The organism is Streptomyces sp. NPDC047108 (genome assembly GCF_040643575.1).
Lineage (GTDB): Bacteria > Actinomycetota > Actinomycetes > Streptomycetales > Streptomycetaceae > Streptomyces.
This window is the reverse complement of sequence record NZ_JBEYUP010000005.1, coordinates 158,643-183,586: the sequence shown is the minus strand read 5'-3', so window position 1 is coordinate 183,586 and position 24,944 is coordinate 158,643. Positions and strand designations below refer to the sequence as shown.

Sequence of the window (24,944 nt, the reverse complement as noted above, 5' to 3'; positions counted from 1 at the left end):
CGTCTCTTTTCCTTTTCCCCGCCTCTTCCAACGCCCGGCGCCATCTGCGGGTTCCCTTGCCAGCGGATACAGTCACGGGTGCGTCAACTACGGGGACAGGAGAGGGTCATTACCGGCAACCGGCAGACGAGCTGGGCGTTCGCCGATGCGTTCGTCGCCGAGGACGAGGCGCTCCGCTGGGCCCGTGACCGGGCCAGGGAGGCAGGCCTCCGCTCGGTGTCGGCCGGCACCGGCGCTGCGCTGCGCCTTCTCGCCGCTGCCGCGGACGCCAAGGCCGTCGCCGAGATCGGGACGGGCACCGGCGTATCGGGCATCCACCTCCTGCACGGTATGCGTCCCGACGGCGTCCTCACCACCGTCGACACCGAGCCCGAGCGCCAGTCGTTCGCGCGGCAGGCCTTCCGGGCCGCGGGCTTCGCCGGAAACCGCGCGCGCTTCATCCCCGGCCGCGCGCTGGACGTCCTCCCCCGCCTCGCGGACGGCGGGTACGACCTCGTCTTCTGCGACGGCGACCGCATGGAGTGCCTCGACTACCTCGCCGAATCTCTGCGCCTGCTGCGGCAGGGCGGGCTGGTGATCTTCGAAGGCGTCTTCGCGGACGGCCGGACCGTGGACTCCGCGGCCCAGCCCGCCGAGATCCAGCGGCTGCGCGAACTGCTGCGGGCCGTACGGGAGAGCACGGCTCTGCTGCCGTCGCTGCTGCCGGTCGGCGACGGTCTGCTCTGCGCGGTCAAGCGCGGCTGACGCGGACACCCGACCGCAGGTCCCCCGCAGAAGGGACCGAAGCCGCACACCAACCCCTGTGGGACGCGTGCGCGTACGACGCTGCCCCGGAGGACGCCGTACGCGAGCGTTTGCGCGGCGTCCGCCGGGGCAGCGGAAGTGGTGTGGCCCTGTGCCTAGCCGACAACCTTCTTCAGGGCGTCGCCGAGCGCGTCGGCCTCGTCCGGTGTCAGCTCGACGACGAGCCGACCGCCGCCTTCGAGCGGAACGCGCATGACGATGCCCCGCCCCTCCTTGGTCACCTCGAGCGGGCCGTCACCCGTCCGCGGCTTCATGGCCGCCATGCTCGTTCCCCTTCCTGAAACCAGCTCATCTCAGCCGACGGCCCCATGACAGGCAGCGTCACCGGCATCGAACACATTGCTTCCAGGCCATTATCCCGCATGGCAGGACCCGATGACCAACATCGGTATGCATCCCTTCTGCAACGCGCTTTCACAAAACCACTCAATTCGGCGATCGAGCTGCGATACTTCGCGCCCCCGCCCCCCCGCGCGCGACCCCGGCCGGTTTGACGGACGTCACATGTCCGCCGCCGGCGATCTCCGCCATGCTGTCCGTGACCGACCGCTCACGCCGTAACGCCGCCCGGCCGCAGGGGGCGGCACCACCGCTACGAAGGGGACTGCATCCCATGTCCGACACCGTGCTGTACGAGGTGACCGACGGGCTCGCGACGATCACGCTGAACCGTCCGGACGCCATGAACGCACTCAACACCGACACCAAGGTCGCCCTCCGCGACAGCCTGCGGCAGGCAGCGGACGACCCCGCCGTACGGGCCGTTCTGCTCATCGGGACGGGGCGTGCGTTCTGCGTCGGCCAGGACCTCAAGGAGCACATCGGCCTGCTGGTCACGGCTCACGAGACCGGCACCGGCGACACGATGACCACCGTGCGCGAGCACTACAACCCCATCGTCAAGGCGATCGCGGAGATGCCGAAGCCCGTCGTGGCCGGGGTCAACGGGGTGGCCGCGGGCGCCGGGGCGGGCTTCGCCTTCGCCGCGGACTACCGGGTGGTCGCGGACACCGCCGCGTTCAACACCTCGTTCGCCGGGGTCGCCCTGACCGCCGACTCGGGTGTCTCGTGGACCCTGCCGCGGCTGATCGGTGCGAGCCGGGCGGCCGATCTGCTGCTCTTCCCGCGCAACGTGCCCGCACAGGAGGCGCTGGAGCTGGGCATCGTCAACAAACTGGTGCCGGCGGACGACCTCGTCGCCGAGGCGACAGCCGTCGCCCGCCGCCTCGCCGAGGGGCCGACCGCCGCGTACGCCGCGATCAAGGCCTCCCTCGCCTACGGCGCCGCGCACTCGCTGAGCGACGCGCTGGAGAAGGAGGACGAGCTCCAGACGATGGCCGGGGCGTCGGAGGACCACCGGATCGCGGTGGAGGCGTTCGTGAAGAAGGAGAAGCCGGTCTATCTGGGGCGCTGAACTCCCGCCGCGCGCAAGGGCTCCCGCCGGACGGGAGCCCTTTCCGCGTGACGCCGTTCCGCTCAGGGCCGGGAGGCGCGCGCCGGGTCTCAGGCGCGGGCGCCCCGGGCCACGCAGTCCACCAGGTGGTCGTCGACCAGACCGCAGGCCTGCATCAGCGCGTAGGCCGTCGTCGGTCCGACGAAGCGGAAGCCGCGCTTCTTGAGGTCCTTGGACAGCGCCGTCGACTCGGGCGTGATCGCGGGGACGTCGGCGAGCGTACGGGGCGCCGGGCGCTGCGCCGGGTCGGGAGCGTGACTCCAGATGAGGGCGTCGAGTTCGCCCGCGCCGAGCCCGGCGGCGACCCGGGCGTTGGCGATGGATGCCTCGATCTTCGCGCGGTTGCGGATGATCGAGGTGTCGGTGAGCAGCCGCTCGACGTCGGCCTCGGTGAAGGCGGCGACGGCCGGGACGGAGAACCCCTTGAAGGCGGTGCGGAAACCCTCGCGGCGGCGCAGGATCGTCAGCCAGGACAGCCCGGACTGGAACGCCTCCAGGCACAGCCGCTCGAAGAGCTCGTCGTCCCCGTGCAGCGGACGCCCCCACTCGGTGTCGTGGTACGCCACGTAGTCCTCGGCCGACAGGCCCCAGGGGCAGCGCAGCCGGCCGTCGGGTCCCGCGACGGCGCCGGAGGGCGCGTTCACGCGTGGTTCCCCTCGTCGCCGCGGTGCTCCCCGCCCGACCGGCCCCGGCCGTCGAAGCCGCGGGGCTCGTCCTGGCCGTACTCCTCGTGGCCGCCGCGGGCGCCGTAGCCGCCCGCACTGCCGTACCCGCCGAACTCGTCCCCTCCGTCGTGGTCCTTCAGCAGGGAGTTGCCGCCAATGGCGGACGCCTGGGCGCCGGCGAGCGCGGCCTCCAGCTCGGCGATGCGCGCGTCGCGCTCGGCCAGTTCGGCGCCCAGACGGCCGAGGACGTCGTCGACGCTCGTCATGCTGTAGCCGCGGACGGTCGTCGGCAGGCGCAGCGACTCCAGGTCGGCGCGGGCCACGGGACGGTCCGCCGGCAGCCTGTCGTCGAGCCGGTCCGGGTCGGCATCGGACAGCGCGACCCCGTCGTCACCCCCGACCACCACGAGCGTGACCGCGGCCACCACCGCGACGAGCGCGATGAGCAGGAACCAGAACACGACGATCTCCCCGGAGCAAGCAATCCGTACCGAACCTGTAGGGACGATCGTGCCACGCCGACCGGCCCCGCGGTCCTGCCGGGCGACGCGCCGGGGCAGGCGTTAGGGTCTCTCGCGGGCCGGTCCCGAGCGTCGGGCGGCTCGAGGAGGTTGACGCGTGGTGCTGCGGCTGGGGACGCGCGAGTTCGGAGAGCACGAGCCGGTGATCATGGCGATCGTCAACCGGACCCCGGACTCGTTCTACGACCAGGGCTCGACCTTTCGCGACGAGCCCGCGCTCGCGCGCGTCGAGCAGGCGGTGTCCGAGGGCGCGGCGATCATCGACATCGGCGGGGTGAAGGCGGGCCCGGGCGACGAGGTGTCCGTCGACGAGGAGACGCGCCGTACGGTCGGCTTCGTCGCCGAGGTCCGCAGGCGCCACCCCGACGTGGTGATCAGCATCGACACCTGGCGCCACGAGGTCGGCGAGGCGGCCTGCGAGGCGGGAGCGGATCTGCTCAACGACGCGTGGGGCGGGGTCGACCCGAAGCTCGCGGAGGTGGCCGCCCGCTACGGCGCGGGGCTGGTGTGCACGCACGCGGGCGGCGCGCAGCCGCGCACCCGCCCGCACCGGATCCGTTACGACGACGTGGTGGCGGACATCCTCCGGGTCACGACCGGGCTCGCCGAGCGCGCGGCGGGGCTCGGCGTACGCCGGGACGGCATCCTCATCGACCCCGGGCACGACTTCGGCAAGAGCACCCGGCACTCGCTGGAGGCGACCCGCAGGCTCGGGGAGATGACGGCGACCGGCTGGCCGGTGCTGGTGTCGCTGTCCAACAAGGACTTCGTGGGCGAGACGCTCGACCGCCCCGTCAAGGAGCGGCTGACGGGCACGCTCGCGACCACCGCGGTCTCGGCCTGGCTCGGTGCCCGGGTCTACCGGGTCCACGAGGTGGCCGAGACACGTCAGGTGCTCGACATGGTGGCCTCCATCCAGGGCCACCGGCCCCCGGCGGTCGCCCGCCGGGGTCTGGCCTGAGGCTCCGGCCGGCCCGCCTGCGGCCTCGGAGCACGCGCCTCACCGGCCCGCCTGCGGCCCCGGAGCACGCGTCTCAGGAGCCCGGGGTTCTCAGACGGTCGCCCCGGACTCCTTCGTCACCAGCGCCACGGCCTCGTCCACGTCGTCGGTGATGTGGAAGAGCTCCAGGTCCTTCGCCGACGCCTTGCCCTCGGCGACCACGGTGCGGTGCACCCAGTCGACCAGGCCCTTCCAGTAGTCCGTGCCGAACAGGACGATCGGGAAGCGGGTCACCTTCTTGGTCTGGACGAGGGTGAGGGCCTCGAAGAGTTCGTCCAGCGTGCCGAAGCCTCCGGGGAGCACCACGAAGCCCCGCGCGTACTTCACGAACATCGTCTTGCGGACGAAGAAGTAGCGGAAGTTCACCCCGATGTCGACGAAGCGGTTGAACCCCTGCTCGTACGGCAGCTCGATGCCGAGTCCGACGGAGACGCCGCCCGCCTCGCAGGCACCGCGGTTCGCCGCCTCCATCGCGCCCGGGCCACCGCCGGTGATCACCCCGAAGCCGGCGCCCACCAGGGCCTTGCCGAGGCGCACGCCGGCCTCGTAGTCGGGCGAGTCCTCCGGGGTGCGGGCGGAGCCGAACACACTGATGGCGGGCCCGAGTTCGGCGAGCGCGCCGAAGCCCTCGACGAACTCCGACTGGATCCGCATGACCCGCCATGGGTCCTCGTGCACCCAGTCCGACGGACCCTGGGTGTCCAGCAGCCGCTGGTCCGTCGTGGTGGGCTGCATCTGCCCGCGGCGGCGTACGACCGGACCGAGGCGCTGCTCGTGCCACGCGCCCTGCTGCTCCTGCTGCTCAGCCCGGGCCTTCTGCTGGAGAGCATCCTGCTCGCGGGCCTCGCGGGCTCCCTCGGCGTTGTTCATGGTGTGCTCCCTCCGCTCGGGCCACCTCGCCCGGGCGAGGTCGTTCAGTGCAGGGTACGCACCCGGAGGTGACGTGCCGTGGAACTCATGCGGTCAGCCAGGCGCGCAGCTTCGCCTCCGCCTCGAGCACGGCGGCGGTCGCCACGTGCTCCTCGCGGGTGTGCGCGAGCTTGGGGTCGCCGGGACCGTAGTTCACCGCGGGGATCCCGAGGCCCGAGAAGCGGGCCACGTCGGTCCAGCCGTACTTCGGCCCCGGTTCCGTGCCGATGGCCTCGACGAACGCCGCGGCGGCGGGGTCGGACAGACCGGGCAGGGCGCCGGGGGCGGAGTCGGTGAGGACGACCGTGTAGCCGTCGAAGACCTCCTGGACGTGGGCGAACGCCTCCTCCTCGCTGCGGTCGGGCGCGTAGCGGAAGTTGACGATCACGGCGCAGGAGTCGGGGATGACGTTCCCGGCGTGGCCGCCCTCGACCATCACCGCGTTCAGGCCCTCACGGTAGGTGAGGCCGTCGATGTCCACGTTCCGCGGCTCGTAGGCGGCGAGGCGGTCGAGGACGGGGGCGGCCTTGTGGATGGCGTTCTCGCCGAGCCAGCTCCGCGCGGAGTGGGCGCGGCGGCCGGCGGTCTCGACGCGGACCCGCAGGGTGCCCTGGCAGCCGCCCTCGACCTTGGTGTCGGTGGGCTCCAGCAGGACGGCGAAGTCGGCGGCGAGCCAGTCGGGGTGGTTCTCGGCGAGCCGCTTCAGGCCGTTGAGCTCGGCCGCGACCTCCTCGTTGTCGTAGAAGACGAAGGTGAGGTCGCGATTGGGCTCGGGGACGGTGGCGGCCGTGCGGAGCTGGACGGCGACGCCGGACTTCATGTCGGAGGTGCCGCAGCCCCACAGCACCCCGTGCGCGTCCAGGCGCGAGGGGACGTTGTGCGCGATGGGCACGGTGTCGATGTGACCGGCGAGCAGGACGCGCTCCGGGCGCCCCAGGTCCGTACGGGCCACGATCGCGTCCCCGTCCCGGTCGACGGTCAGGTGCGGCAGCGTGCGCAGCGCGGCCTCGATCGCGTCGGCGAGCGCCTTCTCGTCGCCGCTCTCGGAGCGGAAGTCGACGAGCTGGGCGGTCAGGGCCGCGGCGTCCAGGGACAGGTCGAGCGTGGGTTGTTCCATGCGCCCGACCATAGCCCGTCGATGCCGTCCGTCACGGCGCGGGAAGTTCCCTGCCGGTACCGTGGGCACGTGTCCGAGCCGACCTCAACCGCCCGTCGCTCACGCCTCATCCGTATCGGCGCGGCGTGTGCCGTCCTGCTGGCGCTCGCGGGCTATCTGATCGTGCAGTTCACAGGTCGCGGACCGGGTGCACCGCACTGCAGGGTCACGGGTCAGGGCAAGGACGGCGGCACCTACCGCATGGAGCCCGAGCAGGCGGTGAACGCGGCGACGATCGAGGCCGTGGGCTCCTCGCGCCGCCTCCCGGAGCGGGCGATCACCATCGCCCTCGCCACGGCCATGCAGGAGTCGGGCCTGCGCAACATCGACTACGGCGACCGGGACTCGGTCGGCCTCTTCCAGCAGCGGCCGTCGCAGGGCTGGGGCGACGCGCGGCAGATCCAGGACCCGGTCTACGCGGCGGGCAAGTTCTACGACCACCTGGTGAAGGTGGACGGGTACGCCTCGCTGCCGCTGACCGAGGCCGCGCAGCGGGTGCAGCGCAGCGGCTACCCGAGGGCGTACGCGAAGCACGAGCCGGACGCCGCCCTGCTCTCCTCGGCGCTGACCGGGCGCGCGGCGGGGGCCTTCACCTGCACGACGGCCGCGGAGGCCACGCGCCCTGGCAATCCGGCGCGGGTGCGGGCCGAGCTGGTGCGGGAGTTCGGCGAGGGCGTGCTGCCCGGCGCGGAGGGCACGGCCGCGGAGCGAGCGGGCGGGTCGGGCCGCGCGACGAGCCGGGCGGGTACGGATCCGGTGATCGCCGTCCCGGTCGGCGCCACGGTGGCCGGGGGCGGGCCGGGGCGGCGCGGTTGGGAGCTGGCCCACTGGGCGGTCGCCCACGCCTCGGAACTGCGGATCGCGCAGGTCTCCTATGCGGGCCGGGTCTGGACGGCGCGGGAATCCGGAAAGGGATGGCACGCGATGGGGGAGAACTCCGCCGCGGAGAAATCCCGGAGCGAGAACAAGGTCCTCATCCGTACCGCGCAATAGTGCGACCGCGCACCCGATAGCGGTACAGGCATCCCTTTCCGTTCCGGAGCGCCGCGACCCCTCCCGCCGAATCCTCGCTCTTTCCCAATTCCCTTGCACAGCAAGCGAAGTGACGATTCATCAGCAGCAACTCGGGCTCCACGTTTGCCCGTTTTTATCCACAGCGGATAATGCGACGCATTGCCAACTCTTTACCCCCGGGCGCCGCAACCTTCGCGCTCCTCACGCGGTAGTCACTGCGTCCGCACCGCGGGCAGCACCACACGACAGAAGCGCAAGCCTCTCTCCGCCGAAGGAGCACCATGTCCCTCCCCCTCACGCGTCGGATCGCTCGAGTCGCGCTGCTGGTCGCAGCGGGCGCCGCTCCCCTCGTCGGCGCTGCCGGCTCGGCGAGCGCCGCCGACCTCGCGAGCACCCCCAACGTCGCGGGCGGGCTCACCAAGCTCGACGGTGCCGACGCGACCGCGGCCGTCGACGGTGCCACGGAGAAGCTCGGCACGAAGGGCGACACCGGCACCAAGGCCGTCAAGTCCCAGCTCCCCAAGGCGGGCAAGACCGTCGGTGGCGTCGGCAAGGCCGCTGTCCCGGCGGTGAAGAAGGCGGCGGGCGACGCGACCGGGAACTCCGCCCCGCTCCTCGGAGGCGCCACCAAGACCGCCAAGGGCACCCTTCCCGGCGGCGCCGCGACCCAGGGCCTGCCGCTCCAGGGCGGGCTGCCGCTCGGCGGCTGAGGCCACGTCCCGGGCGTACGCACGGGCGTAACGTCGAGGGGCCCGGGGAGAGTTGTTCTTCTCCCCGGGCCCTTCGCGCGTTCGGCGCCCGAAGGCCGGGACGCACCCGACGCCTGTCGCCGGCCGTCCCGCACGGCGGTCAGGTCAGGCGGCGGACCGCCTCCGCCACCCGCTCGTCCGTCGCCGTGAAGGCCACCCGTACGAACCGCTCGCCCGCCGCGCCGTAGAAGTCGCCAGGCGCGACGAGGATGCCGCGCTTCGACAGATCGCCGACCGTGTCCCAGCACGGCTCGTCCCGCGTCGCCCACAGATAGAGGCTCGCCTCGCTGTGCTCGATGCGGAAGCCGTTCCCCTCCAGCGCCGTGCGCAGCGCCGTGCGCCGGGCGGCGTACCGGGCGCGCTGCTCGGCGACGTGCGCGTCGTCGGCCAGGGCCGCGACCGTGGCCGCCTGCACCGGGGCGGGCACCATCATGCCGCCGTGCTTGCGGATCTGGAGCAACTCGCCCAGCACCGCCGGGTCGCCGACGAGGAACGCCGCGCGGTAGCCCGCCAGGTTGGAGCGCTTGGAGAGCGAGTGCACCGCAACGATGCCCTCGTACGAGCCCCCGCAGACGTCCGGGTGCAGCACGGACACCGGCTCGCTGTCCCAGCCCAGCTCCAGATAGCACTCGTCGCTGAAGACCAGCACCCCGTGCTCGCGCGCCCAGGTGACCGCCGCCCGCAGCTCGTCCTTCGAGAGGACCCGACCGGTCGGATTGGAGGGCGAGTTGAGCCACAGCAGCTTCAGGCCCGCGGGGTCGAGTGCGACCGGGTCGTCGTACACGACGGGTTCGGCGCCGGCCAGCCGCGCACCCACCTCGTAGGTGGGGTAGGCCAGCCGCGGGTACGCCACGCGGTCGCCCGGGCCGAGGCCGAGCTGCGTCGGCAGCCAGGCGACCAGCTCCTTCGAACCGACCACCGGCAGGACGTTCGCGTGCCCGGGGTCCGGCGCGCCGAGGCGCCGCCGCGCCCAGCCCGCGATCGCGTCACGGAGCTGCGGGGTGCCCCAGACCGTCGGGTAGCCGGGGCTGTCGGACGCGGCCGCGAGCGCGGCCCTGATCGGCTCGGGGACCGGGTCGACCGGGGTGCCCACGGAGAGGTCCACGATGCCGTCGGGGTGGGCGGCGGCGGTCGCCTTGTACGGCTCGAGCCGGTCCCACGGGAAGACGGGGAGGCGGGAGGAGACTGCGGCCACGGTGCTCACTTCTCTCGGACTGCGGGTGGTGCGGGGGCGGACCGGCCGGGTCCGCGGGAGGGGTCACGGCGGGCGGACCACCGGGGCTGCCGGGCGGCGCGGCCGCCGGATGCCGCGTTCGGCTCCCGCGGCGGACGTGCCGGACGGGACCTGCACGAGCCACCGGGAACGGCGGGACGGACAGGGCCCATCGGGGCCTGCGGAGCCGGAGTGGCTCGCGGGCGGGGACGGGCCGGAGGGACAAACGCGTCGGTCCCGCACGGCGGGAGCCGTACGGGACCGAGGCGGCGCTGCGCCGACCCTGGACTCCCAGCGGACGCCGGCGGCCTTACTGGTTCTGCGGCGGCAGCGCGGCGATGAAGGGGTGGTCGCGCTCGATGAGGCCGAGCTTCGACGCACCACCGGGCGAGCCGAGCTCGTCGAAGAACTCGACGTTGGCCTTGTAGTAGTCCTTCCACTCCTCCGGGGTGTCATCCTCGTAGAAGATCGCCTCGACGGGGCAGACCGGTTCGCAGGCCCCGCAGTCGACGCACTCGTCCGGGTGGATGTACAAGGACCGGGAGCCCTCGTAGATGCAGTCGACGGGGCACTCCTCGATGCACGCCTTGTCCTTGACGTCGACACAAGGCTGCGCGATGACGTAGGTCACGCTGTCGTTCCTCCTCGGTAGGGCTGGCGGGCCCATCGCGGCTCCGCCATGGGCGCGCGGGAGCGCGGCGTCGTCGATGCCCGCACCTAGTATCTCCGTTCCGGGGCGCGAGACGAACAGGAGGGGCTGACTGAGCTGTGGATTTCACCACTGGCGGACGGTTCGAAGTCCGGATCACCAGCGCTGACGTGGGCAAAAGGGTATCGGTGCGGCGCTTGACGGAGGCTGGGGCCCCGGGCGAGAAATTCACCGACACGGTCGGCGTGCTCACATCCTGGGACGGCGGTGTGCTGTCCATCACACGCAGGGGCGGAGAGATCGTCCGGATCCCGGAATCAGGTCTCGTCGCGGGCAAGGTCGTCCCCGACACGCCTCCGCGCCGTCGCGGACCCGCCGCGCGCTGGGACGAACTCGACCGGGTCGCGGCCCGCGGCTGGCCCGCGGTCGAGAGCGTACGGCTCGGCGACTGGGAGCTGCGCTGGGCCGGTGGCTTCACCCGGCGCGCCAACTCCGTTCTGGCGATCGGCGACCCCGGACTGCCGCTTCCCCGCGCGCTGGAGGAGATCACCGCCTGGTACGCGCAGCGCGGCAGGCCCGCGTACGTCCAGGTGAGTACGGGCGCGGGCGGCGCGCAGGAGCAGCTCGCCGCCGAACTCGCCTCCCGCGGCTGGACCCGTGAGGTGTCGGCGCTCATCCGCATCGCCGCCCTCGCACCGCTCGCGGACGCGGCGGCGGACACCGGCGGGGAGAGGGCGCGCGTGGTGCTCACGCGCGCGGTCGACGAGGCGTGGCTCTCCCGTTATCGCCGGTACGAGGAGAGCGCGGACGAGGTACTGAAGGTGCTGGGCGGAGGCCCGTCCGTCTGGTTCGCCACGGTGCCGGGAGGCGAGGAGGGCACAGCGCCCGCGGCGATCGGGCGGTGTGTGATCGACGGGCGGTGGGCCGGGTTCGCGGCCATCGAGGTCGCCCCGGAGCACCGCCGCCGCGGGCTCGCCACCGCCGTGATGGCCGCTCTCGCGCGTACGGCGCTGGACGAGGGCGCCTCCGCGGCGTACCTCCAGGTCGAGTCGGACAACGACGTGGCCGGACCCCTCTACGACGGCATGGGATTCACCACGCACCACGAGTACCACCATTTCCGAGGACCGGAGGGTGACGCCCGTTGAGCGGGTACGAGGCAGATATGCACGGCATCGGCGGCAATCGGCAGCGGTTCCGGGAAGCGGCGCGCGCGGAGCGCCCCGACCTCGCGCTGCTCTGCCTGCTCATCGCCGCCGAGGCCGAGCCCGGCGCTGGCGGGGCCGCGATCGACGAGGCGCAGATCGAACTCGACCGGCTGGCGGGGCTGATGCCGTTCCGGCCCGCCGACGGCGCGCGGGGCTGGGCCCGCGCCGTCGGCGATCTCCTCGGCGAGCGCCACGGCTTCCACGGCACGCCGGCGGACTACCGCCGCCTGGAGTCCTCGCTGCTGACGCACGTCCTGCGCAGGCGGCGCGGCCTGCCGATCCTGCTGTCCGTGGTGTGGACGGAAGTCGCGCGGCGGGCCGGGGCACCGGTGTACGGGGTGGCGCTCCCGGGCCACTTCGTCGTCGGCTTCGGAGATCCGGCCGCCAAGGAGGGACCGGTGCTCGCGGACCCCTTCGACCAGGGCCGGGTCATGACCGGCATGGACGCGCAGGCGCTCGTCGCGAGCACGACGGGCTCGCCGCTGACGCCCGGGATGCTGCAGCCCGCGCCGCCGATGGAGATCGTCCTGAGGATCCTCAACAACATCCGGGCCTGGGCCGCCGCCCGCCCGGAGCGCTCCGACGTCCAGCTCTGGGCGCTGGAGCTGTCGTTGCTGCTGCCGAGCCATCCTGCGCGGCTGCGCTACGAACGGGCCCAACTGCTCGTCGAACGCGGCGACTTCACGCGCGGAGCGGCGGAGCTGGAGGCGTACGCGGAGGTCGTCGCGCCGGTGGACCCGGGGGTGGCGGAGTCCGTGCAGAGCCAGGCCCTGGCGGCACGGGCGAAGCTCAACTGACGCCTGCGGACGGCGCATCGGGGCCGTTGCCCAAGAGGACGGGGAGCGCGTCGCGGGCTCCGGCGATCGCCAGGCTCCCTCAGAGCCAGCCCTTCTCCCGCGCCGTCCGCACCGCCTCCGCGCGGTTGCGTGTGCCCGTCTTCTGGATGGCGGTCGAGAGGTAGTTGCGGACCGTGCCCTGCGAGAGGTGCAGGGCGGCCGCCACCTCGGCGTTCGTCGCGCCGTCCGCCGCCGCACGCAGGACCTCCCGCTCGCGGTCCGTCAGCGGGCTCGCGCCGTCGGCGAGCGCGGCGGCCGCGAGCGTCGGGTCGATGACCCGTTCACCGCGCAGCACCCGCCGTACCGCGTCCGCGAGTTGGGCCGCGGGCGCGTCCTTGACGAGGAAGGCGTCGGCCCCGGACTCCATGGCCCGGCGCAGATAGCCGGGGCGCCCGAAGGTCGTGAGGACGACGACCTTCACCGAGGGCAGCCGCTCGTGCAGGACGGCCGCCGCGTCGAGACCCGACAGGCCGGGCATCTCGATGTCCAGCAGCGCGACGTCCACCTCGTCCGCGCGGGCGGCCGCCAGGACGTCGTCACCGCTCGCCACCTGCGCCACCACGGCCATGTCGTCCTCCAGGCCGAGCAGCGCGGCCAGCGCCTCGCGCACCATGGACTGGTCCTCGGCCAGCAGGATCCTGATCACGCCGCGTTCCCCTCCTCGAGGCCGAGGGGGACCCGGGCCAGCAGGGCGAACCCGCTCCGCCGGCCCGGCCCCGTCTCCAGGACGCCGCCGACGCTCTCCAGCCGTTCGGCGATCCCGGTGAGCCCGTTGCCGCGCGCGGTCGCCCCCGCACCGTTCCCGTCGTCCTCGACGGTGAGTTCGAGCACGGGTCCGTCGAGGGTGTTGCGCTCGGTGAGGGCGACCGTGCAGCGGGCGGCCGCACTGTGCCGTACGACGTTGGTGACCGCCTCGCGCAGCGCCCAGGCCAGGGCGCCCTCCGCCTCCGGGGAGGGCCGGGCCCCGTCGGGGGCGGTCCCGCCGGGCAGGTCGGAGGCGATACCGGCGGCGGCCAGGGCCGTACGGGCCCCGGCGATCTCCGCCGGCAGCGTGGGCCTCCGGTAGCCGGACACCGCCTCCCGTACGTCCACCATCGCCTGCCTGCTGACCTGTTCGATGTCCGCGACCTGCCGGGCCGCGTCGTCCGCGCGGGCCGGCAGCATCCGTCCGGCCAGCTCGCTCTTGAGCGTGATGAGCGAGAGCGAGTGGCCGAGCAGGTCGTGCAGGTCGCGGGCGAGCCGGAGCCGCTCCTCGTTCGCCGCGAGGTGCGCCACGGTGGCCCGTGCCTCGCTCAGCTCGCGCGTGGTGACGATGAGGTGCCGGATGCCGATCATCGCGAATCCGCCGAGCAGGCAGGGGACGACGAGCGAGGGCACCAGATGCTCCGCCGCGTGCGTCACCTCCCCCATGCCGACGAGCAGAGCCGTGACGACGGGGACGGCCCATCGCGCCCGCTCGGTGGGCAGCCCGGCTCCGCAGGCGATCGAGGTGTACACGAACAGCACCAGCCAGTCCGGGCCGAGGCTGTACGGAAGGGCCAGGGAGAGGGCGGCGGCCGGCGCCAGCAGCGCGTACACCCAGGCCGGCGGCGTGCCGCGGGTCTGCCGGACGACGAGGGCGAGGTAGACCCCGACGAACACCGCGAGGCCCGCCCAGCCGAGCGCCGACGCCACGGTGCTGTGGTGTCCGTCGAGCAGGTCGTCGACCGGATCACTCAGATAGAACATCCACACCGAGATCCACAGCAGCTTCACGACCGCCTGCCGGCGGTTCTCGGGCGCGCGGCCGATCAGGGCCGGGCGGGGGTGGGTGCTCATGCCTTCCGGGTGTCCTTGCGGTAGAGCCAGGCCGCGCCGCCCGCGAAGAGGACGAAGTACGCGGCGAGGACGGCCACGTCCCGGGCGTGCGGGGCACCGCCCAGCTCGATGGCCTGGCCCAGCCCAGCGTACGCGTGCGTGGGCAGCCAGTCGCCGATGCTCCGCAGCCACTCCGGGTACGCGGTCGTGGGCATCCACAGGCCGCCCAGGATCGACAGGCCGAAGTAGAGGATCATGGTGACCGGCCGTACGGCGTCACCGGAGACGAGGTAGCCGAGGGCGACACCCAGCGCGGCGAAGACCAGACTGCCCGCCCAGATCGTGCCGATGAGCGCGGCCCACTGCCACGCCTCCATCCGTACGTCCTTGGCCGCGGCGGCGACGGCGAGGACGACGACGATGGACGGCAGCGTCACCACGGCCGACGAGGCGATCTTCGCCAGCACGTAGCCGCGGCCCGGCAAGGGGGTCAGACGGAGCTGCCGCACCCAGCCCTTCTCCCGTTCCTTGGCGATCCGTTCGCTGTTGCCCATGAGGACGGCGGTCAGCGCACCGAAGGAGGCCATGGCGACGGTGTAGTAGAGCTGGAGGGTCAGACCGGTGTGCGGCACCGTGTCGGTGCTGCTCTGCGGCCCCGCGATCATCAGGAAGAGCGCGGAGGGGTAGATCACCGAGAAGAACATGAACTTCTTGTTGCGCAGGGTGCGTACGGTCTCGAGCCTGATGAGCGTGGTCATCGTCCGGCCTCCTCGGTGATGGCGATGAAGGCCTGTTCCAGGCCGAGTCCGGTGACCTCCAGGTTCCGCGGGTAGAGCCCGAGCCCGTAGAGCGCGTGCACCGTGGCGTCGGCGTCGCGGGACCGGAGGCGGACCGTACGGCCGGAGACCTCCAGGCCGGTGAGGTGCGGGAGGGAGCGCAGCCCGTCGAGCGCGCGGGGAGCCCCGGGGGTGTCCAGGGCGTCGAGCGCGCGGGGTCCCCCGGGGGTGACCAGGGCGTCGAGCGCGCGGGGTCCCCCGGGGGTGACCAGGGCGTCGAGCGCGCGGGGCCCTTCGACGGCGTCCGGCCCGTCGAGCGCGTCGAGTTCGAAGGTGACGCGGCGCTGTCCGGCCTTCGCCTTGATCGCGGCCGCCGTGCCGTCCGCGAGCACCCGTCCGCGGTGCAGCACGATCACGCGGTCGGCGATCTCGTCCGCCTCCTCCAGGTAGTGGGTGGCGAACAGCACGGTGCGGCCCGCCTGCGCCTCCTCGCGCATGGTGGCCCAGAAGCTCTGCCGGGAGGAGACGTCCATCCCGGTCGTGGGCTCGTCGAGGACGACGAGGTCGCAGGCGCCGGCGGTGGCGAGCGCGAACCGTACGCGCTGCTCCTGGCCGCCGGAGAGCCGGTCCACGCGGCGGTCGGCGACGGCGGTGAGCCCGGCGTGGGCGAGCACCCGGTTCACCGGGTGCGGGCGGGGGTGCAGATCGCAGGCGAGCGCGACGAGTTCGCGGACCGTCACCTCCTCCATGAGGCCGCCGCTCTGCAGCATCGCCCCGACCCGGCCGGAGACGATGGCCTCGCGCGGGCTCGTACCGAAGACCCGGACGGTGCCGGTGTCCGGGGCGCGGAGCCCCAGCAGGAGGTCGAGGGTGGTGGACTTGCCCGCGCCGTTGGGGCCGAGGAGGGCGACGGTCTCGCCCGGGTGAAGGGCCAGGGACAGGTCCGTCACGGCGCGGACCTTCCCGTACGACTTGCCGGCGTGCTCGAAGACGACGGCGGGCGGCCGGAGTTGCGTTGCGGTCATGGGGCCAGCCTGGCGGCGGGCCGGCCCCGCCCGGCAGTGCCGACGGTCGTGACTCCCGCATGACGGATGTCATGCCGCGCGGTGCCGCCGGACCGGGGAGACGGAGGGAAGGACCAGGACCTGAGGGGCCGGGCACGGCCGAACCCCCGGCCCGGAGCGGGCACGGGGGCTCGGTCGTCGCGGCGAACGGTCGCCGTCCTGGCGTTCCCGGCGGCCTAGTCGGGGTTGACCGGGATGACGCCGATACGTTCCTCCGGAGTCTTGCCGCGCAGCGCCTTCGCCAGCGCCGCGGCCACGTCCTCCGGTGAGACGGGCTTCTTGCTGCCGTCGCCCTTGGTGATGAGGACGCCCTCGAAGGTGCTGCCGTACAGCTTCTTGAGCGCCGCGCGGTCGTAGACCTCCACCAGCCTGCCGTTGACCGGCTTCACCGAGAGGATCTTCGGGAGCGACTTGTCGGGGCCGAACGGGATCGACTTGTCGCCGGCCTTGATCGTGACCAGATCGGACATCGCCGGTTCGGCGAACTCCTTCATCTTGCGGTCGATCTCGTCCTTGCTGATCGACGGCTTCTGCAGGCTGACGGGCAGGTCGAGCGCCGCGTTCTTCCCGGTCTCGGCCCGCTCGCGGTACGCGTTCTCGACGGCGTCGACCGACTGGTTCACGTCCAGCGCCTTGTGGGTCTTGCCCGGCACCGCGACGGCCTTGCCCGGCACGAACTTGATCGTGCCGTCCTGGCTGCCAGCCGCCTGACCGGAGAGCGTCCTCAGCGCCGCGGCGAGCTTCTCCTCGTCGATGTCGATCGCGGGCGTGCCCTCGCGGGCGCCCCCGAAGAGCGAACCGATCACGGAGACCGGGTTGTAGTCGCGCCCCGCGACATCGCTCACGGTCGTCCGGGTGTCGAGGGCCAGGCCCGCGGTGGACGGCTTGAGCTGCTCCTCCTTGCCGTCGATCGTCACCGTCATCGGCCCGTTGATCCGGTCACCGAGTGCGCCGTCGAGCTTGGTGACGGCGTCCTCCTTCGTCATCCCCCCGATGTCCACGCCGAGGACGGTGGTGCCGTTGGGCACGTCCGCGTGGTCGAGCAGCAGGCCCGCCCCGTACGCGACGGCGACCAGGCCGAACAGCCCCGCCCCGGCGAGGACGAGCTTGGAGCGGCCCTTCTTCGCGGGCGGGGACAGCGGTGCGCTCGGGACGTCGACCGGCGCGGGCGCCGGGGAGGCGGGCCCCTCCGGAGCGGACGGAGCGCCCGGGCCGGGCGGGAACGCCCGCTCGCCCGCCGCCGGAGTCCCCGGGAACGGGAACTCGTTGGAGGACGGGACCCGCGGGATCCCGCTGACCAGGGTGTCGCCCGAGATGCGCTCAGGACCGCGCGGGCCATCGGGGCCTCCGGGGCCTTCCGGACCGCCGGGCACCTGGCCGCCGGGACCACCGGGGCCGGGGCCGACCGCGCCGATGCCGGGTGCCGGCGGGTGATGGCCGGTGTCACCGGGCGCGGGGGGCTGCGGGGTGAGGCGGGCGGTGTCGTCGCCGCCCCGGCCGGCGGGACGCTGGAACCCGGGCGGCAGAAGCGGCATGTCACCGGTCATCGGCCCGGAGGTCGGACCCGCGGGACCCGCGGACCCGGGACGAACGGGCAGGCCGCCGGGCGGCGGCGCACCCGCGGAACCCGAGCCGGGCCCCGCGCCGTAGGCGGGGACGGACCCGGTGCCGGTGTCCTCGCTCGAACCGCCGCCGTACGGGCCCGAACCGCCCGCGCCGTAGACGGGAGTGCTGCCGGTGTCACCCGGCCGGGGACCGGACCCGGGACCCTGCCCCGGACCACGGCCGGCGCCGGAACCCGGACCGGCTCCGGGCGCACCCGCACCGGACGGTCCGCCGCCGGTGCCCGGTCCGCCGGAGAAGTACGGAAGGTCGGACCGCTGCCGGTCGCCCGAGGGCGGCGGGGTGGGGTCCGAGGAGGCCGGCGGGATGGCGGCCGGCGGCTTGCGCGGCGCGAACCAGTCGCTGGTCCTCGCCTCGTCCCTGCCCTCACCGGAGGCACCGGACGCGCCCGAACGGGGCGACGGCGCCTCGCTCCGCGGAGCGGGAGCCGGGGCGGGGGCGGGCACACCCGACGGCGGCGTGGGCGTGGTGCCCGTGATGGAGGACGTCGGTCCCGACGCGGCGGTGTCCGTGTCCCCGCCCTGGACCGTCTTGCGCACGACGACCGGCGGAATGGGCCGTGAGCCCGGGATGTTGATCTGGATCCGGGTCGTCAGCGTCGTCTCGGTCCTGGGCTCCTCGGACTTGCCCGCCTCGCTGTCGTGCGCGGCGGCGTCATCGCGCCCGGAGTCCTGCGGGGGCTGCAGCGACGGGTACTGGCGGGTGCCGTACGGCGGGGTCCCCGACGGGTACGCGGCTCCGCCGCGGCCCTGGGGCCCGGAGGACGAACTGTCAGTTTCTCGGCTCAAGGCTGGTTCTCCCGGTTAGCTCCGCCACCCGTGACCGTGCTCGGGGCGGCTCGGCGGCGCGCTCCACCATACTGGGCAGCGCCGACGGCGACCCAGGGACGGCCGGATCGTCCTCCGCGGGGACGGTCCGGGCACCTGGGCGGTTTGTCCTGTCACTTGCCAAGTCGGGCGGCTTGCACGCCCGGTGGGGGCACAGGCGTCAAGGTGGCACAGATCACAGCCACGACGATCCCGCCCAGCAGGAAGACGTACGAGCCCACGCCCGCACCGAAGACGAAGTCGCCTTCCGGACGCGTGGCCGTCAGCAGCATCACGGCGATCAGCCAGCCGCCCGCGGGTGCCGCGGCGCCGGCCCGGGAGTCGAGCGCCTTCACACCGCCGTAGCAGATTCCGGCGACGCCGAGCAGGGCGAGCACCAACCCGGCGGGGAACCAGGCCGCTTGGACGAGTGCGCCCGCCCCGCCGACCAGCGCGCCGAGCACGAACAAGACGACGTACGCGGTGAGGCGCCCCGCGGTCACCGGTTCGCTCCCGTCGCGACGGGGGCGGAGGAGACCCCTGCGAACAGGTCGGCCTCGGGCCGCTGCCCGCCCGGTTCGCCCCGGACCAGCTGGTAGTGCTCCTCGGCGAAGAGCGGCTGGCCGAGGTCGTTGGAGAGTGCGAAGAACGGGCCGTCGACGGCGATCTGCGTGGCGTGCGCCCGCATCGCCGCCGTCTTCGCCCCCGCGTACGCCCGCCCGTCGATCCGGGCGGAGACCTCGGCGTCGTCGACCACACCCGGTACGTCGTCGGCCGTGGCGATGCCGTCGAAGCTCACGTCCGACTCGCGCAGCCTCGCAAGTCCCGCTTCGGCGGCGGAGCGTGACAGGCAGTTCCAGTAGACCTTGCCGATCGCGTGCGGTGCGCCGAGGTCGGCACGGAAGGCGGGGTCGGCGGCCAGATCGGCCGCGCGCATGGCGACGCGGTGGGCCTGGATGTGGTCCGGGTGGCCGTAGCCGCCGTTCGCGTCGTAGGTGACCAGCACCTGCGGCCGGACCTCGCGCACCACCGCGACCAGGTGCGCCGCGGCCTCGTCCAGGTCGGCCTGCCAGAAGGCGTCGGGGCGGTCGTTCTGTGGCAGCCCCATCATTCCGGAGTCACGGTAGCGGCCCGGGCCGCCGAGGAAGCGGTGGTCGGTGACCCCCAGCTCGGCCATGGCGGCGGCCAGTTCGCCGATCCGGTGCGTGCCCAGGGTGTCGTCGCGGTCGGCGGCGAGATGGGCGAGATCGGCGGGGATCACCTCTCCCTCCTCGCCGAGGGTGCACGTCACGAGCGTGACGAGGGCTCCCTCGGCCGCGTACTTGGCCATGGTGGCGCCGTTGTTGATCGTCTCGTCGTCCGGGTGTGCGTGGACGAGCAGGAGACGGCGGCCGGGAAGATCGGTCATGCGTACAGCGTACGAGCCGGGCGCCGGCACAGGAGCCGGGCGCCCGGAGGCCGTCAGAACTTGATGCCGCCGATCATGCCGGCGACGTTCGTGGTCAGCTCGCTGATCGTCGGGGCGACGGACGAACTCGCCAGGTAGAAGCCCAACAGCATGCAGACCACCGCATGTCCTGCTTTGAGCCCGGCTTTCCGGACCAGCAGGAAGACGATGATCGCCAGCAGCACTACCGCCGAGATCGAGAGTGCCACGGCGGTTCACCTCCAAAGACGGGGCCGAATCAACGAGCGGATGATTTCGCACTGCCGCAGGCTTCTCGCCCACTGTGCGCAACTGATCATAACTTTCCGCTCCTGAGCATGGATCGGTGCACGGGAGCAGAGAAGGGGCGCACGGGTCCGCCGCCGGGGGGCGCCCAGCGCAGGGCGGAAGCGCCCCGCCGCGGACGGGTCCGGTACGTGGCCCGGGGCGCGCGCCCCGGACGGCGGAGCGACAGGTGATCGATGCGGTGTTCCGCAGCCGGGGCCGCGCATAGGGTCTGGGGGCATGACGGGACAGATCTCCTTTCCGCGCCAGCACGCCCGGACCCAGCGCTTCACCCTCGGCGCCCCGCGCGCCTTCACCGTGTCGCCGGACGGGGCGCGCATCGCCTTCCTCCGTTCCCGCGGCGGCACCGACCGGGCGAACCTGCTCTGGGTGCTCGATCCCGGCTCCGGCGAGGAGCGGATCGCCGCCGATCCGGCGGCCCTGCTGGGTGGCGCGTCCGAGGAGTTGTCCGCCGAGGAGCGGGCCCGGCGGGAGCGCAGCCGGGAGGGGGCCGCGGGCGTCGTCGGCTACGCGGTGGACGAGGCGGCCGAGTTGGCCGCGTTCGCGCTCTCCGGTCGGCTGTTCACCGCGGAACTGCGCGCCGGTACCGCGCGGGAACTCCCCGTCCCCGGACCGGTCGTGGACCCGCGGCCCTCGCCGGACGGGCGCCGCGTCGCCTACGTCGCGGGCGGCGCGCTGAGGGTCGTGGACGCCGACGGCGCGGCGGACCGCGCGCTCGCCGCCCCCAATGACGGCGAGAGAGATGTCACCTACGGGCTGGCCGAGTTCATCGCCGCCGAGGAGATGGACCGGGCCCGGGGCTTCTGGTGGTCCCCGGACAGCGAGAGCCTGCTGGTCGCCCGTGTCGACGAGTCGCCGGTGCAGCGCTGGTGGATCTCCGACCCGACCCACCCGAACCGGGCGCCGCAGGAGGTCGCGTATCCGGCGGCGGGGACGGCCAACGCCGACGTCCGCCTGCTGCTCGTCGGCCTCGACGGCTCCCGTACGGAGGTGGAGTGGGACCGCGCGGCGTACCCGTACCTCGCGCGTGTGCACTGGTCGCCGGCCGGTCCCCCGCTGCTGCTGGTGCAGGCCAGGAACCAGCGCGACCAGCTCTACCTGACCGTCGACACCGGGACCGGCCGGACGCGCATGCTGCACGCGGATGAGGACCCGGTCTGGCTGGATCTGTTCCCCGGTGTCCCCGCGTGGACCCCGGACGGGAGGCTGGTGCGGATCGCGGACGAGGGCGGGGCGCGCGTCCTCGTCGTCGGCGCCCGCCCGCTCACCGGGCCGCAGTTGCACGTCCGGGCGGTGCTGGACGTGTCCGCCGACGACGTGCTGATCTCGGCGTCCGCGGGGCCGGAGGCGGAGGACCCCGGCACCGGTGAGATCCATGTCCACCGCGTCAACGAGCTGGGCATCGAGCGCCTGTCGGAGGGCCGCGGTGTGCACTCGGCCGTGCGCTGCGGCTCCGTCCTGGTGCTCTCCTCGGCCTCGCTGGAGTCGAGCGGCGCGACGGCCCGGGTGCTGAACGACGGCAAGGCCGTGACCGTCGTCCCGTCGTACGCCGAGAAGCCGGTGCTCACGGCCGCGCCCCGGCTGGTGCGGGCCGGCGCGCGCCGCATCCCGTGCGCCGTGCTGCTGCCCACCGGCCACCGCGAGGAGGACGGTCCGCTTCCGGTCCTCATGGACCCGTACGGCGGTCCGCACGGCCAGCGCGTCGTGGCCGCCCACAACGCCCACCTCACCTCGCAGTGGTTCGCCGACCAGGGTTTCGCCGTGGTCGTCGCCGACGGCCGCGGCACGCCGGGTCAGTCGCCGGGCTGGGAGAAGGCCGTCGCGCACAACCTGGCGGGCGTGACCCTCGAGGACCAAGTGGAGGCGCTCCAGGCCCTGGCCGCGGACCATCCCCTCGATGTCACCCGGGTCGCCATCCGCGGCTGGTCGTACGGCGGTTACCTCGCCGCGCTCGCGGTGCTGCGCCGGCCCGACGTCTTCCATGCCGGCGTGGTGGGGGCGCCCGTCACCGACCAACGGCTGTACGACACCCACTACACGGAGCGGTACCTCGGCCACCCGGACGAGCACGGCGAGGTCTACGACGCGAACTCGGTCGTCACGTCGGGCGGCCTGTCGGGCGCCGCGGAGACCCACCGTCCGATGATGATCATCCACGGGCTCGCGGACGACAACGTCCTCGCCGCACACACCCTGCGCCTGTCCTCGGCGCTGCTCGCAGCGGGCCGGCCGCACGAGGTACTGCCGCTGTCCGGGGTGACCCACATGACACCGCAGGAGCAGGTGGCCGAAAACCTGCTGCTGCTCCAGGTGGACTTCCTCAAGCGGTCCTTGGGCATGGCCCGCGACTGAGCCCGCCGGGGGACCGAGCGCAGCATCGCGTCCGCGCCGCGTCCACCCGTGCTCGCGGAGGGCGGGTCGATGCGGTGTGGACAGTCCCTGGGGACGGACGATCCGCCGCGCTACCGACCGGCGCCCGCGCCCGTCACCAGCGCGGCGGCTGCGTGGCGTACGGCTCGTCGTCGCGGTACCCGTACGCGAAGCCGTCGGCCTCGAAGGCCGTGCGCTCGCCCCGCCGCGCCAGCACCGCGAGCACCACGAACCCGGCCAGGGTCTCGAAGAGCGCCGTGCCCACACTCAGCTGCTCCTGGAGCGGCAGGTCGCCGAGGTGCCCGAGCATCTCGCCCCGCTGCTGCGCGGAGATACCTGTGAGCCCGCGGGCGAGGAGGAGCACGGCCGCGGTCGAGCCCAGCGCCCGCGCCCAGGTCGTACGCCGGAGCGCGGCGACCGCGCCCGCGAGGCAGAGGGCGACCACCGTCCAGCCGAGCCATCCGTACGGCGGCTGGAGCAGCGCGTAGACGTTCTGCGGACCGTCGCCGACGAGCACCTTCCGGTACGTGGGCCAGCCCCACTCACCGGCCCGGTGGATCTGCCAGGCTGCTCCGGCCACCGCGGCAACGGCCAGCAGGACCGCGGCGGTGGCGGAGGCGCCCCGGCCGGGCCGGGGCGAGGGAGGTGTGTTGTCCGCGGGCCGGCGGGCGACGGCCACCGTCACCAGCAGCAGCGCGCCGATCACCACGCCCGCGGCCGCCGTCAGCGTCGCCCGGGACCGCAGGTCCTCGTCGATCACCCGCATCCAGTCGGACTGGAGCATCCACAGGCTGGGGAGGCGCAGCGCCAGGGTGGCGACCGCCGCGGAAGCGAGCGCACCGGGCGCGACGGCGACCGACTGGAGCGCGATGAAGGCGACCACCGTGTGGACGCAGACGAGGACGGGATCGACCAGCGACGTGCCCCAGATGCCCCCGTCCGCGCGGGAGGGCAGACCGGCCCAGAGCCACCACACGTCGACGGGCTCGGCCGCCGCCGTGAGGTCCTGGATGATCCACATCAGCTCGATCAACGCGAGCAGGGCACAGGCGAATGCCCCGAATAGGCGTGCTCCGCGCACGAGTGTGCGCCCCTGTCCCATGCCTGCGGTTCTACCCCGCAAGGCGGCCTTTCGACAAGCGACCGGCCGGGGAGGGCCCGAGCCCGCCCCGGCCGGCCCACGGCACCCGCACGGCCGTACGGTCTCCACCCTGGTGCGTCCGTATATCGGAACTGCGTCAATGAAGTTGCTAGTACGTGAACGCAGTTGGTCCTGATTTTCCCGGCATGTCACACCACGACGGAACCGTGTCAAGCACGCCCGGACGTCGATCTGCGAAATCTTCGCTCAAGAAGCGAAGAGTCGGGCGTTCCCCACCGCTTTGCCTCTTGACGCGCGTTGATTAGCTCGTAAGAGTTCCGGTCAATCAACAGCGCGACCCGCTGCTCTTCTGTGTCAAACAATTTTCGCCTCCGGGGGCATGAAGCCAATGACGAGCCCAACCCAAGCTGCTGGTCCGACCGCCGACGCAGCGACGGTTCCGACGACGCCTGAGAAGGGCTCCGGCAAGGACCCGTCCCTCACCGGGCGCTCCCCCGGCCAGTTGATGTGGCTGCGCTTCAAGCGGGACCGCACGGGCGTCATATCGGCGTTCGTGGTGCTCTTCTTCTTCGCCATCGCAGCCCTGGCCCCGGTCATATCGATGGTGTACGGCAAGGACCCGTACACCTTCTACGGGCAGGAGCAGGCGGGCCTGCTGGACGAGTTCGGCGACCCGACCGGCGCCAACGGCGGCATCTCCGGCGACTTCTGGTTCGGCCTCGAGCCGAACCTCGGCCGTGACGTGTTCACCCAGCTCCTGTACGGGATGCGGACCTCCCTGTACACCTCCGTCGTCGTGACCATCCTGATGGTGATCACCGGCGTGCTCATCGGCCTGGTCGGGGGCTTCTACGGCGGCAAGGTCGACTACTGGCTCGGCCGGCTGACCGACTTCCTCCTCGCTTTCCCGAGCCAGCTGTTCTTCATCGCCACCATGCCGGTGATCACCGCGGTCTTCGTGGACCCGTCGGACGAGACACCGACCTACATCCGGGCGCTGGCGATCATCTTCGTGCTGTGGTTCCTCGGCTGGATGGGCATGAGCCGCCTGGTGCGCAGCTCCACCCTCTCGCTGCGTGAGCGGGAGTTCGTGGAGGCCGCGAAGGTCTCCGGCGCCTCCCCCTGGCGGATCATCCGCAAGGAGCTGCTGCCGAACCTGGTCACGCCGATCCTGGTGCAGGCCACGTACCTGCTGCCCTCCACGATCCTCTCGGTCGCGTTCCTGTCGTACGTCGGTGTCGGCTTCCTGGAGCCCACGCCGGACTGGGGCCGGATGTTCGCCATCGCCGGCCGGATCTACGAGACCAACCCGACCTACATGTTCTTCCCGGGCGTCGCCATGGTGATCTTCGTGGTCGCCTTCAACCTCCTTGGTGACTCCGTCCGGGATGCCTTCGACCCGAAGTCCGGACGGTAGCCGTCCATTTCGAGGGGGGTGGCTGCCGACCCTTCGCCGGACTACTTCCGGACACGGCAGCGCAAATGGATCACAACCGA

The 24,944-nt window shown here is 73.0% G+C and carries 25 protein-coding genes; 9 read left to right on the top strand and 16 right to left on the bottom strand.

The genetic code is table 11. From position 1 onward, the window contains the following. The first annotated feature begins 78 nt into the window (after nucleotides 1-78). Nucleotides 79-744, top strand: a complete 666-nt coding sequence (locus tag ABZ822_RS13830) for an O-methyltransferase (RefSeq protein WP_360851909.1) — start codon at nucleotides 79-81, stop codon at nucleotides 742-744. Between the two features lie 155 nt (nucleotides 745-899). On the opposite strand, the gene ABZ822_RS13825 is transcribed toward ABZ822_RS13830, so the two are convergent. Beyond that, nucleotides 900-1,067 (bottom strand): DUF3117 domain-containing protein, encoded by a 168-nt coding sequence (locus ABZ822_RS13825; RefSeq protein WP_003966491.1) that lies wholly within the window; start codon nucleotides 1,065-1,067, stop codon nucleotides 900-902. A 350-nt stretch (nucleotides 1,068-1,417) separates the two neighbouring features. On the opposite strand from ABZ822_RS13825, the gene ABZ822_RS13820 reads away from it, so the two are divergent. Further along, nucleotides 1,418-2,218 carry an enoyl-CoA hydratase-related protein gene (locus ABZ822_RS13820; RefSeq protein WP_360851906.1) on the top strand — a complete coding sequence of 267 codons (801 nt, stop codon included), beginning with the start codon at nucleotides 1,418-1,420 and terminating at the stop codon, nucleotides 2,216-2,218. A gap of 89 nt (nucleotides 2,219-2,307) precedes the next feature. On the opposite strand, the gene ABZ822_RS13815 is transcribed toward ABZ822_RS13820, so the two are convergent. Next, nucleotides 2,308-2,901, bottom strand: coding sequence for a DNA-3-methyladenine glycosylase I (locus ABZ822_RS13815; protein ID WP_360851903.1), 594 nt, complete (start codon nucleotides 2,899-2,901; stop codon nucleotides 2,308-2,310). After that, entirely contained in the window at nucleotides 2,898-3,383 is a 486-nt protein-coding gene (locus ABZ822_RS13810; RefSeq protein WP_360851900.1) for a cell division protein DivIVA, read from the bottom strand. Before ABZ822_RS13810 ends, ABZ822_RS13815 begins: the two co-directional genes overlap by 4 nt. 208 nt (nucleotides 3,384-3,591) lie before the next feature. Between ABZ822_RS13810 and folP the strand changes: the two genes are divergently transcribed. Further along, on the top strand, nucleotides 3,592-4,404 hold the full coding sequence (gene folP / locus ABZ822_RS13805; protein WP_360852436.1) for a dihydropteroate synthase: 813 nt from the start codon (nucleotides 3,592-3,594) through the stop codon (nucleotides 4,402-4,404). Nucleotides 4,405-4,494: 90 nt separating this feature from the next. Here the strand turns inward: folP and ABZ822_RS13800 are convergent, their stop codons facing one another. Beyond that, complete coding sequence (locus ABZ822_RS13800) at nucleotides 4,495-5,313, bottom strand: TIGR00730 family Rossman fold protein (protein ID WP_360851897.1); 819 nt, start codon at nucleotides 5,311-5,313, stop codon at nucleotides 4,495-4,497. An 85-nt stretch (nucleotides 5,314-5,398) separates the two neighbouring features. Next, complete coding sequence (dapE, locus tag ABZ822_RS13795; protein ID WP_360851893.1) at nucleotides 5,399-6,469, bottom strand: succinyl-diaminopimelate desuccinylase; 1,071 nt, start codon at nucleotides 6,467-6,469, stop codon at nucleotides 5,399-5,401. 21 nt (nucleotides 6,470-6,490) lie between these two features. On the opposite strand from dapE, the gene ABZ822_RS13790 reads away from it, so the two are divergent. Together ABZ822_RS13790 and ABZ822_RS13785 are read left to right on the top strand one after the other, a co-directional pair. Next, nucleotides 6,491-7,501: a hypothetical protein gene (locus ABZ822_RS13790; protein WP_360851890.1), complete on the top strand. Its 1,011-nt coding sequence runs from the start codon at nucleotides 6,491-6,493 to the stop codon at nucleotides 7,499-7,501. Nucleotides 7,502-7,803: 302 nt separating this feature from the next. Further along, on the top strand, nucleotides 7,804-8,232 hold the full coding sequence (locus ABZ822_RS13785) for an ATP-binding protein (protein WP_360851887.1): 429 nt from the start codon (nucleotides 7,804-7,806) through the stop codon (nucleotides 8,230-8,232). Nucleotides 8,233-8,371: 139 nt separating this feature from the next. On the opposite strand, the gene dapC is transcribed toward ABZ822_RS13785, so the two are convergent. Next, nucleotides 8,372-9,466 carry a succinyldiaminopimelate transaminase gene (gene dapC / locus ABZ822_RS13780; protein WP_360851884.1) on the bottom strand — a complete coding sequence of 365 codons (1,095 nt, stop codon included), beginning with the start codon at nucleotides 9,464-9,466 and terminating at the stop codon, nucleotides 8,372-8,374. Between the two features lie 328 nt (nucleotides 9,467-9,794). Beyond that, nucleotides 9,795-10,115 carry a ferredoxin gene (fdxA, locus tag ABZ822_RS13775; RefSeq protein ID WP_018089397.1) on the bottom strand — a complete coding sequence of 107 codons (321 nt, stop codon included), beginning with the start codon at nucleotides 10,113-10,115 and terminating at the stop codon, nucleotides 9,795-9,797. Nucleotides 10,116-10,252: 137 nt separating this feature from the next. Between fdxA and ABZ822_RS13770 the strand changes: the two genes are divergently transcribed. Together ABZ822_RS13770 and ABZ822_RS13765 are read left to right on the top strand one after the other, a co-directional pair. Continuing rightward, the gene (locus ABZ822_RS13770) at nucleotides 10,253-11,281 is read left to right on the top strand and encodes a GNAT family N-acetyltransferase (RefSeq protein ID WP_360851880.1); all 1,029 of its coding nucleotides are present in this window, start codon (nucleotides 10,253-10,255) and stop codon (nucleotides 11,279-11,281) included. Nucleotides 11,282-11,298: 17 nt separating this feature from the next. Then, nucleotides 11,299-12,138 (top strand): transglutaminase-like domain-containing protein, encoded by an 840-nt coding sequence (locus tag ABZ822_RS13765; RefSeq protein WP_360852433.1) that lies wholly within the window; start codon nucleotides 11,299-11,301, stop codon nucleotides 12,136-12,138. 79 nt (nucleotides 12,139-12,217) lie between these two features. Here the strand turns inward: ABZ822_RS13765 and ABZ822_RS13760 are convergent, their stop codons facing one another. From ABZ822_RS13760 to ABZ822_RS13725, 8 genes are all read right to left on the bottom strand, one after another. Next, the gene (locus ABZ822_RS13760; RefSeq protein WP_360852430.1) at nucleotides 12,218-12,790 is read right to left on the bottom strand and encodes a response regulator transcription factor; all 573 of its coding nucleotides are present in this window, start codon (nucleotides 12,788-12,790) and stop codon (nucleotides 12,218-12,220) included. 29 nt (nucleotides 12,791-12,819) lie between these two features. Further along, the gene (locus ABZ822_RS13755; RefSeq protein WP_360851877.1) at nucleotides 12,820-13,995 is read right to left on the bottom strand and encodes a sensor histidine kinase; all 1,176 of its coding nucleotides are present in this window, start codon (nucleotides 13,993-13,995) and stop codon (nucleotides 12,820-12,822) included. Then, the gene (locus ABZ822_RS13750; RefSeq protein ID WP_360851874.1) at nucleotides 13,992-14,732 is read right to left on the bottom strand and encodes an ABC transporter permease; all 741 of its coding nucleotides are present in this window, start codon (nucleotides 14,730-14,732) and stop codon (nucleotides 13,992-13,994) included. Before ABZ822_RS13750 ends, ABZ822_RS13755 begins: the two co-directional genes overlap by 4 nt. Further along, on the bottom strand, nucleotides 14,729-15,775 hold the full coding sequence (locus ABZ822_RS13745; RefSeq protein WP_360851872.1) for an ABC transporter ATP-binding protein: 1,047 nt from the start codon (nucleotides 15,773-15,775) through the stop codon (nucleotides 14,729-14,731). The genes ABZ822_RS13750 and ABZ822_RS13745 overlap by 4 nt, the downstream gene beginning before the upstream one ends. Before the next feature lie 215 nt (nucleotides 15,776-15,990). After that, the gene (locus tag ABZ822_RS13740; RefSeq protein ID WP_360851869.1) at nucleotides 15,991-18,225 is read right to left on the bottom strand and encodes a hypothetical protein; all 2,235 of its coding nucleotides are present in this window, start codon (nucleotides 18,223-18,225) and stop codon (nucleotides 15,991-15,993) included. 152 nt (nucleotides 18,226-18,377) lie between these two features. Continuing rightward, the gene (locus ABZ822_RS13735) at nucleotides 18,378-18,746 is read right to left on the bottom strand and encodes a DUF6113 family protein (RefSeq protein ID WP_360851866.1); all 369 of its coding nucleotides are present in this window, start codon (nucleotides 18,744-18,746) and stop codon (nucleotides 18,378-18,380) included. Then, nucleotides 18,743-19,651 carry an N-acetyl-1-D-myo-inositol-2-amino-2-deoxy-alpha-D-glucopyranoside deacetylase gene (gene mshB, locus ABZ822_RS13730; RefSeq protein ID WP_360851863.1) on the bottom strand — a complete coding sequence of 303 codons (909 nt, stop codon included), beginning with the start codon at nucleotides 19,649-19,651 and terminating at the stop codon, nucleotides 18,743-18,745. Before mshB ends, ABZ822_RS13735 begins: the two co-directional genes overlap by 4 nt. A 53-nt stretch (nucleotides 19,652-19,704) precedes the next feature. Next, on the bottom strand, nucleotides 19,705-19,899 hold the full coding sequence (locus ABZ822_RS13725; RefSeq protein ID WP_360851860.1) for a hypothetical protein: 195 nt from the start codon (nucleotides 19,897-19,899) through the stop codon (nucleotides 19,705-19,707). Nucleotides 19,900-20,194: 295 nt separating this feature from the next. Here ABZ822_RS13725 and ABZ822_RS13720 point away from each other — a divergent pair, with 295 nt between their 5' ends. Next, a complete protein-coding gene (locus tag ABZ822_RS13720) occupies nucleotides 20,195-22,327 on the top strand; it encodes a prolyl oligopeptidase family serine peptidase (protein ID WP_360851857.1) in 2,133 nt (710 codons plus the stop codon). Nucleotides 22,328-22,460: 133 nt separating this feature from the next. Here the strand turns inward: ABZ822_RS13720 and ABZ822_RS13715 are convergent, their stop codons facing one another. Further along, nucleotides 22,461-23,447: a hypothetical protein gene (locus ABZ822_RS13715; protein WP_360851855.1), complete on the bottom strand. Its 987-nt coding sequence runs from the start codon at nucleotides 23,445-23,447 to the stop codon at nucleotides 22,461-22,463. Nucleotides 23,448-23,835: 388 nt separating this feature from the next. Between ABZ822_RS13715 and ABZ822_RS13710 the strand changes: the two genes are divergently transcribed. Then, nucleotides 23,836-24,864 carry an ABC transporter permease gene (locus ABZ822_RS13710; protein ID WP_360851852.1) on the top strand — a complete coding sequence of 343 codons (1,029 nt, stop codon included), beginning with the start codon at nucleotides 23,836-23,838 and terminating at the stop codon, nucleotides 24,862-24,864. Nucleotides 24,865-24,944 lie beyond the last annotated feature (80 nt).

Excerpts from the sequence above, each read along its gene's own strand:
- ABZ822_RS13755 (WP_360851877.1), bottom strand. The coding sequence starts at position 13,995 with ATGAGCACCCACCCCCGCCCGGCCCTGATCGGCCGCGCGCCCGAGAAC.
- ABZ822_RS13825 (WP_003966491.1), bottom strand. The coding sequence starts at position 1,067 with ATGGCGGCCATGAAGCCGCGGACGGGTGACGGCCCGCTCGAGGTGACC.
- folP (WP_360852436.1), top strand. The coding sequence starts at position 3,592 with ATGGCGATCGTCAACCGGACCCCGGACTCGTTCTACGACCAGGGCTCG.
- ABZ822_RS13710 (WP_360851852.1), top strand. The coding sequence starts at position 23,836 with ATGACGAGCCCAACCCAAGCTGCTGGTCCGACCGCCGACGCAGCGACG.
- mshB (WP_360851863.1), bottom strand. The coding sequence starts at position 19,651 with ATGACCGATCTTCCCGGCCGCCGTCTCCTGCTCGTCCACGCACACCCG.
- ABZ822_RS13785 (WP_360851887.1), top strand. The coding sequence starts at position 7,804 with ATGTCCCTCCCCCTCACGCGTCGGATCGCTCGAGTCGCGCTGCTGGTC.
- ABZ822_RS13720 (WP_360851857.1), top strand. The coding sequence starts at position 20,195 with ATGACGGGACAGATCTCCTTTCCGCGCCAGCACGCCCGGACCCAGCGC.
- ABZ822_RS13800 (WP_360851897.1), bottom strand. The coding sequence starts at position 5,313 with ATGAACAACGCCGAGGGAGCCCGCGAGGCCCGCGAGCAGGATGCTCTC.
- dapE (WP_360851893.1), bottom strand. The coding sequence starts at position 6,469 with ATGGAACAACCCACGCTCGACCTGTCCCTGGACGCCGCGGCCCTGACC.
- ABZ822_RS13790 (WP_360851890.1), top strand. The coding sequence starts at position 6,491 with ATGCCGTCCGTCACGGCGCGGGAAGTTCCCTGCCGGTACCGTGGGCAC.
- ABZ822_RS13765 (WP_360852433.1), top strand. The coding sequence starts at position 11,299 with ATGCACGGCATCGGCGGCAATCGGCAGCGGTTCCGGGAAGCGGCGCGC.
- ABZ822_RS13750 (WP_360851874.1), bottom strand. The coding sequence starts at position 14,732 with ATGACCACGCTCATCAGGCTCGAGACCGTACGCACCCTGCGCAACAAG.
- ABZ822_RS13745 (WP_360851872.1), bottom strand. The coding sequence starts at position 15,775 with ATGACCGCAACGCAACTCCGGCCGCCCGCCGTCGTCTTCGAGCACGCC.
- ABZ822_RS13760 (WP_360852430.1), bottom strand. The coding sequence starts at position 12,790 with ATGGTGCGCGAGGCGCTGGCCGCGCTGCTCGGCCTGGAGGACGACATG.
- ABZ822_RS13820 (WP_360851906.1), top strand. The coding sequence starts at position 1,418 with ATGTCCGACACCGTGCTGTACGAGGTGACCGACGGGCTCGCGACGATC.
- ABZ822_RS13715 (WP_360851855.1), bottom strand. The coding sequence starts at position 23,447 with ATGGGACAGGGGCGCACACTCGTGCGCGGAGCACGCCTATTCGGGGCA.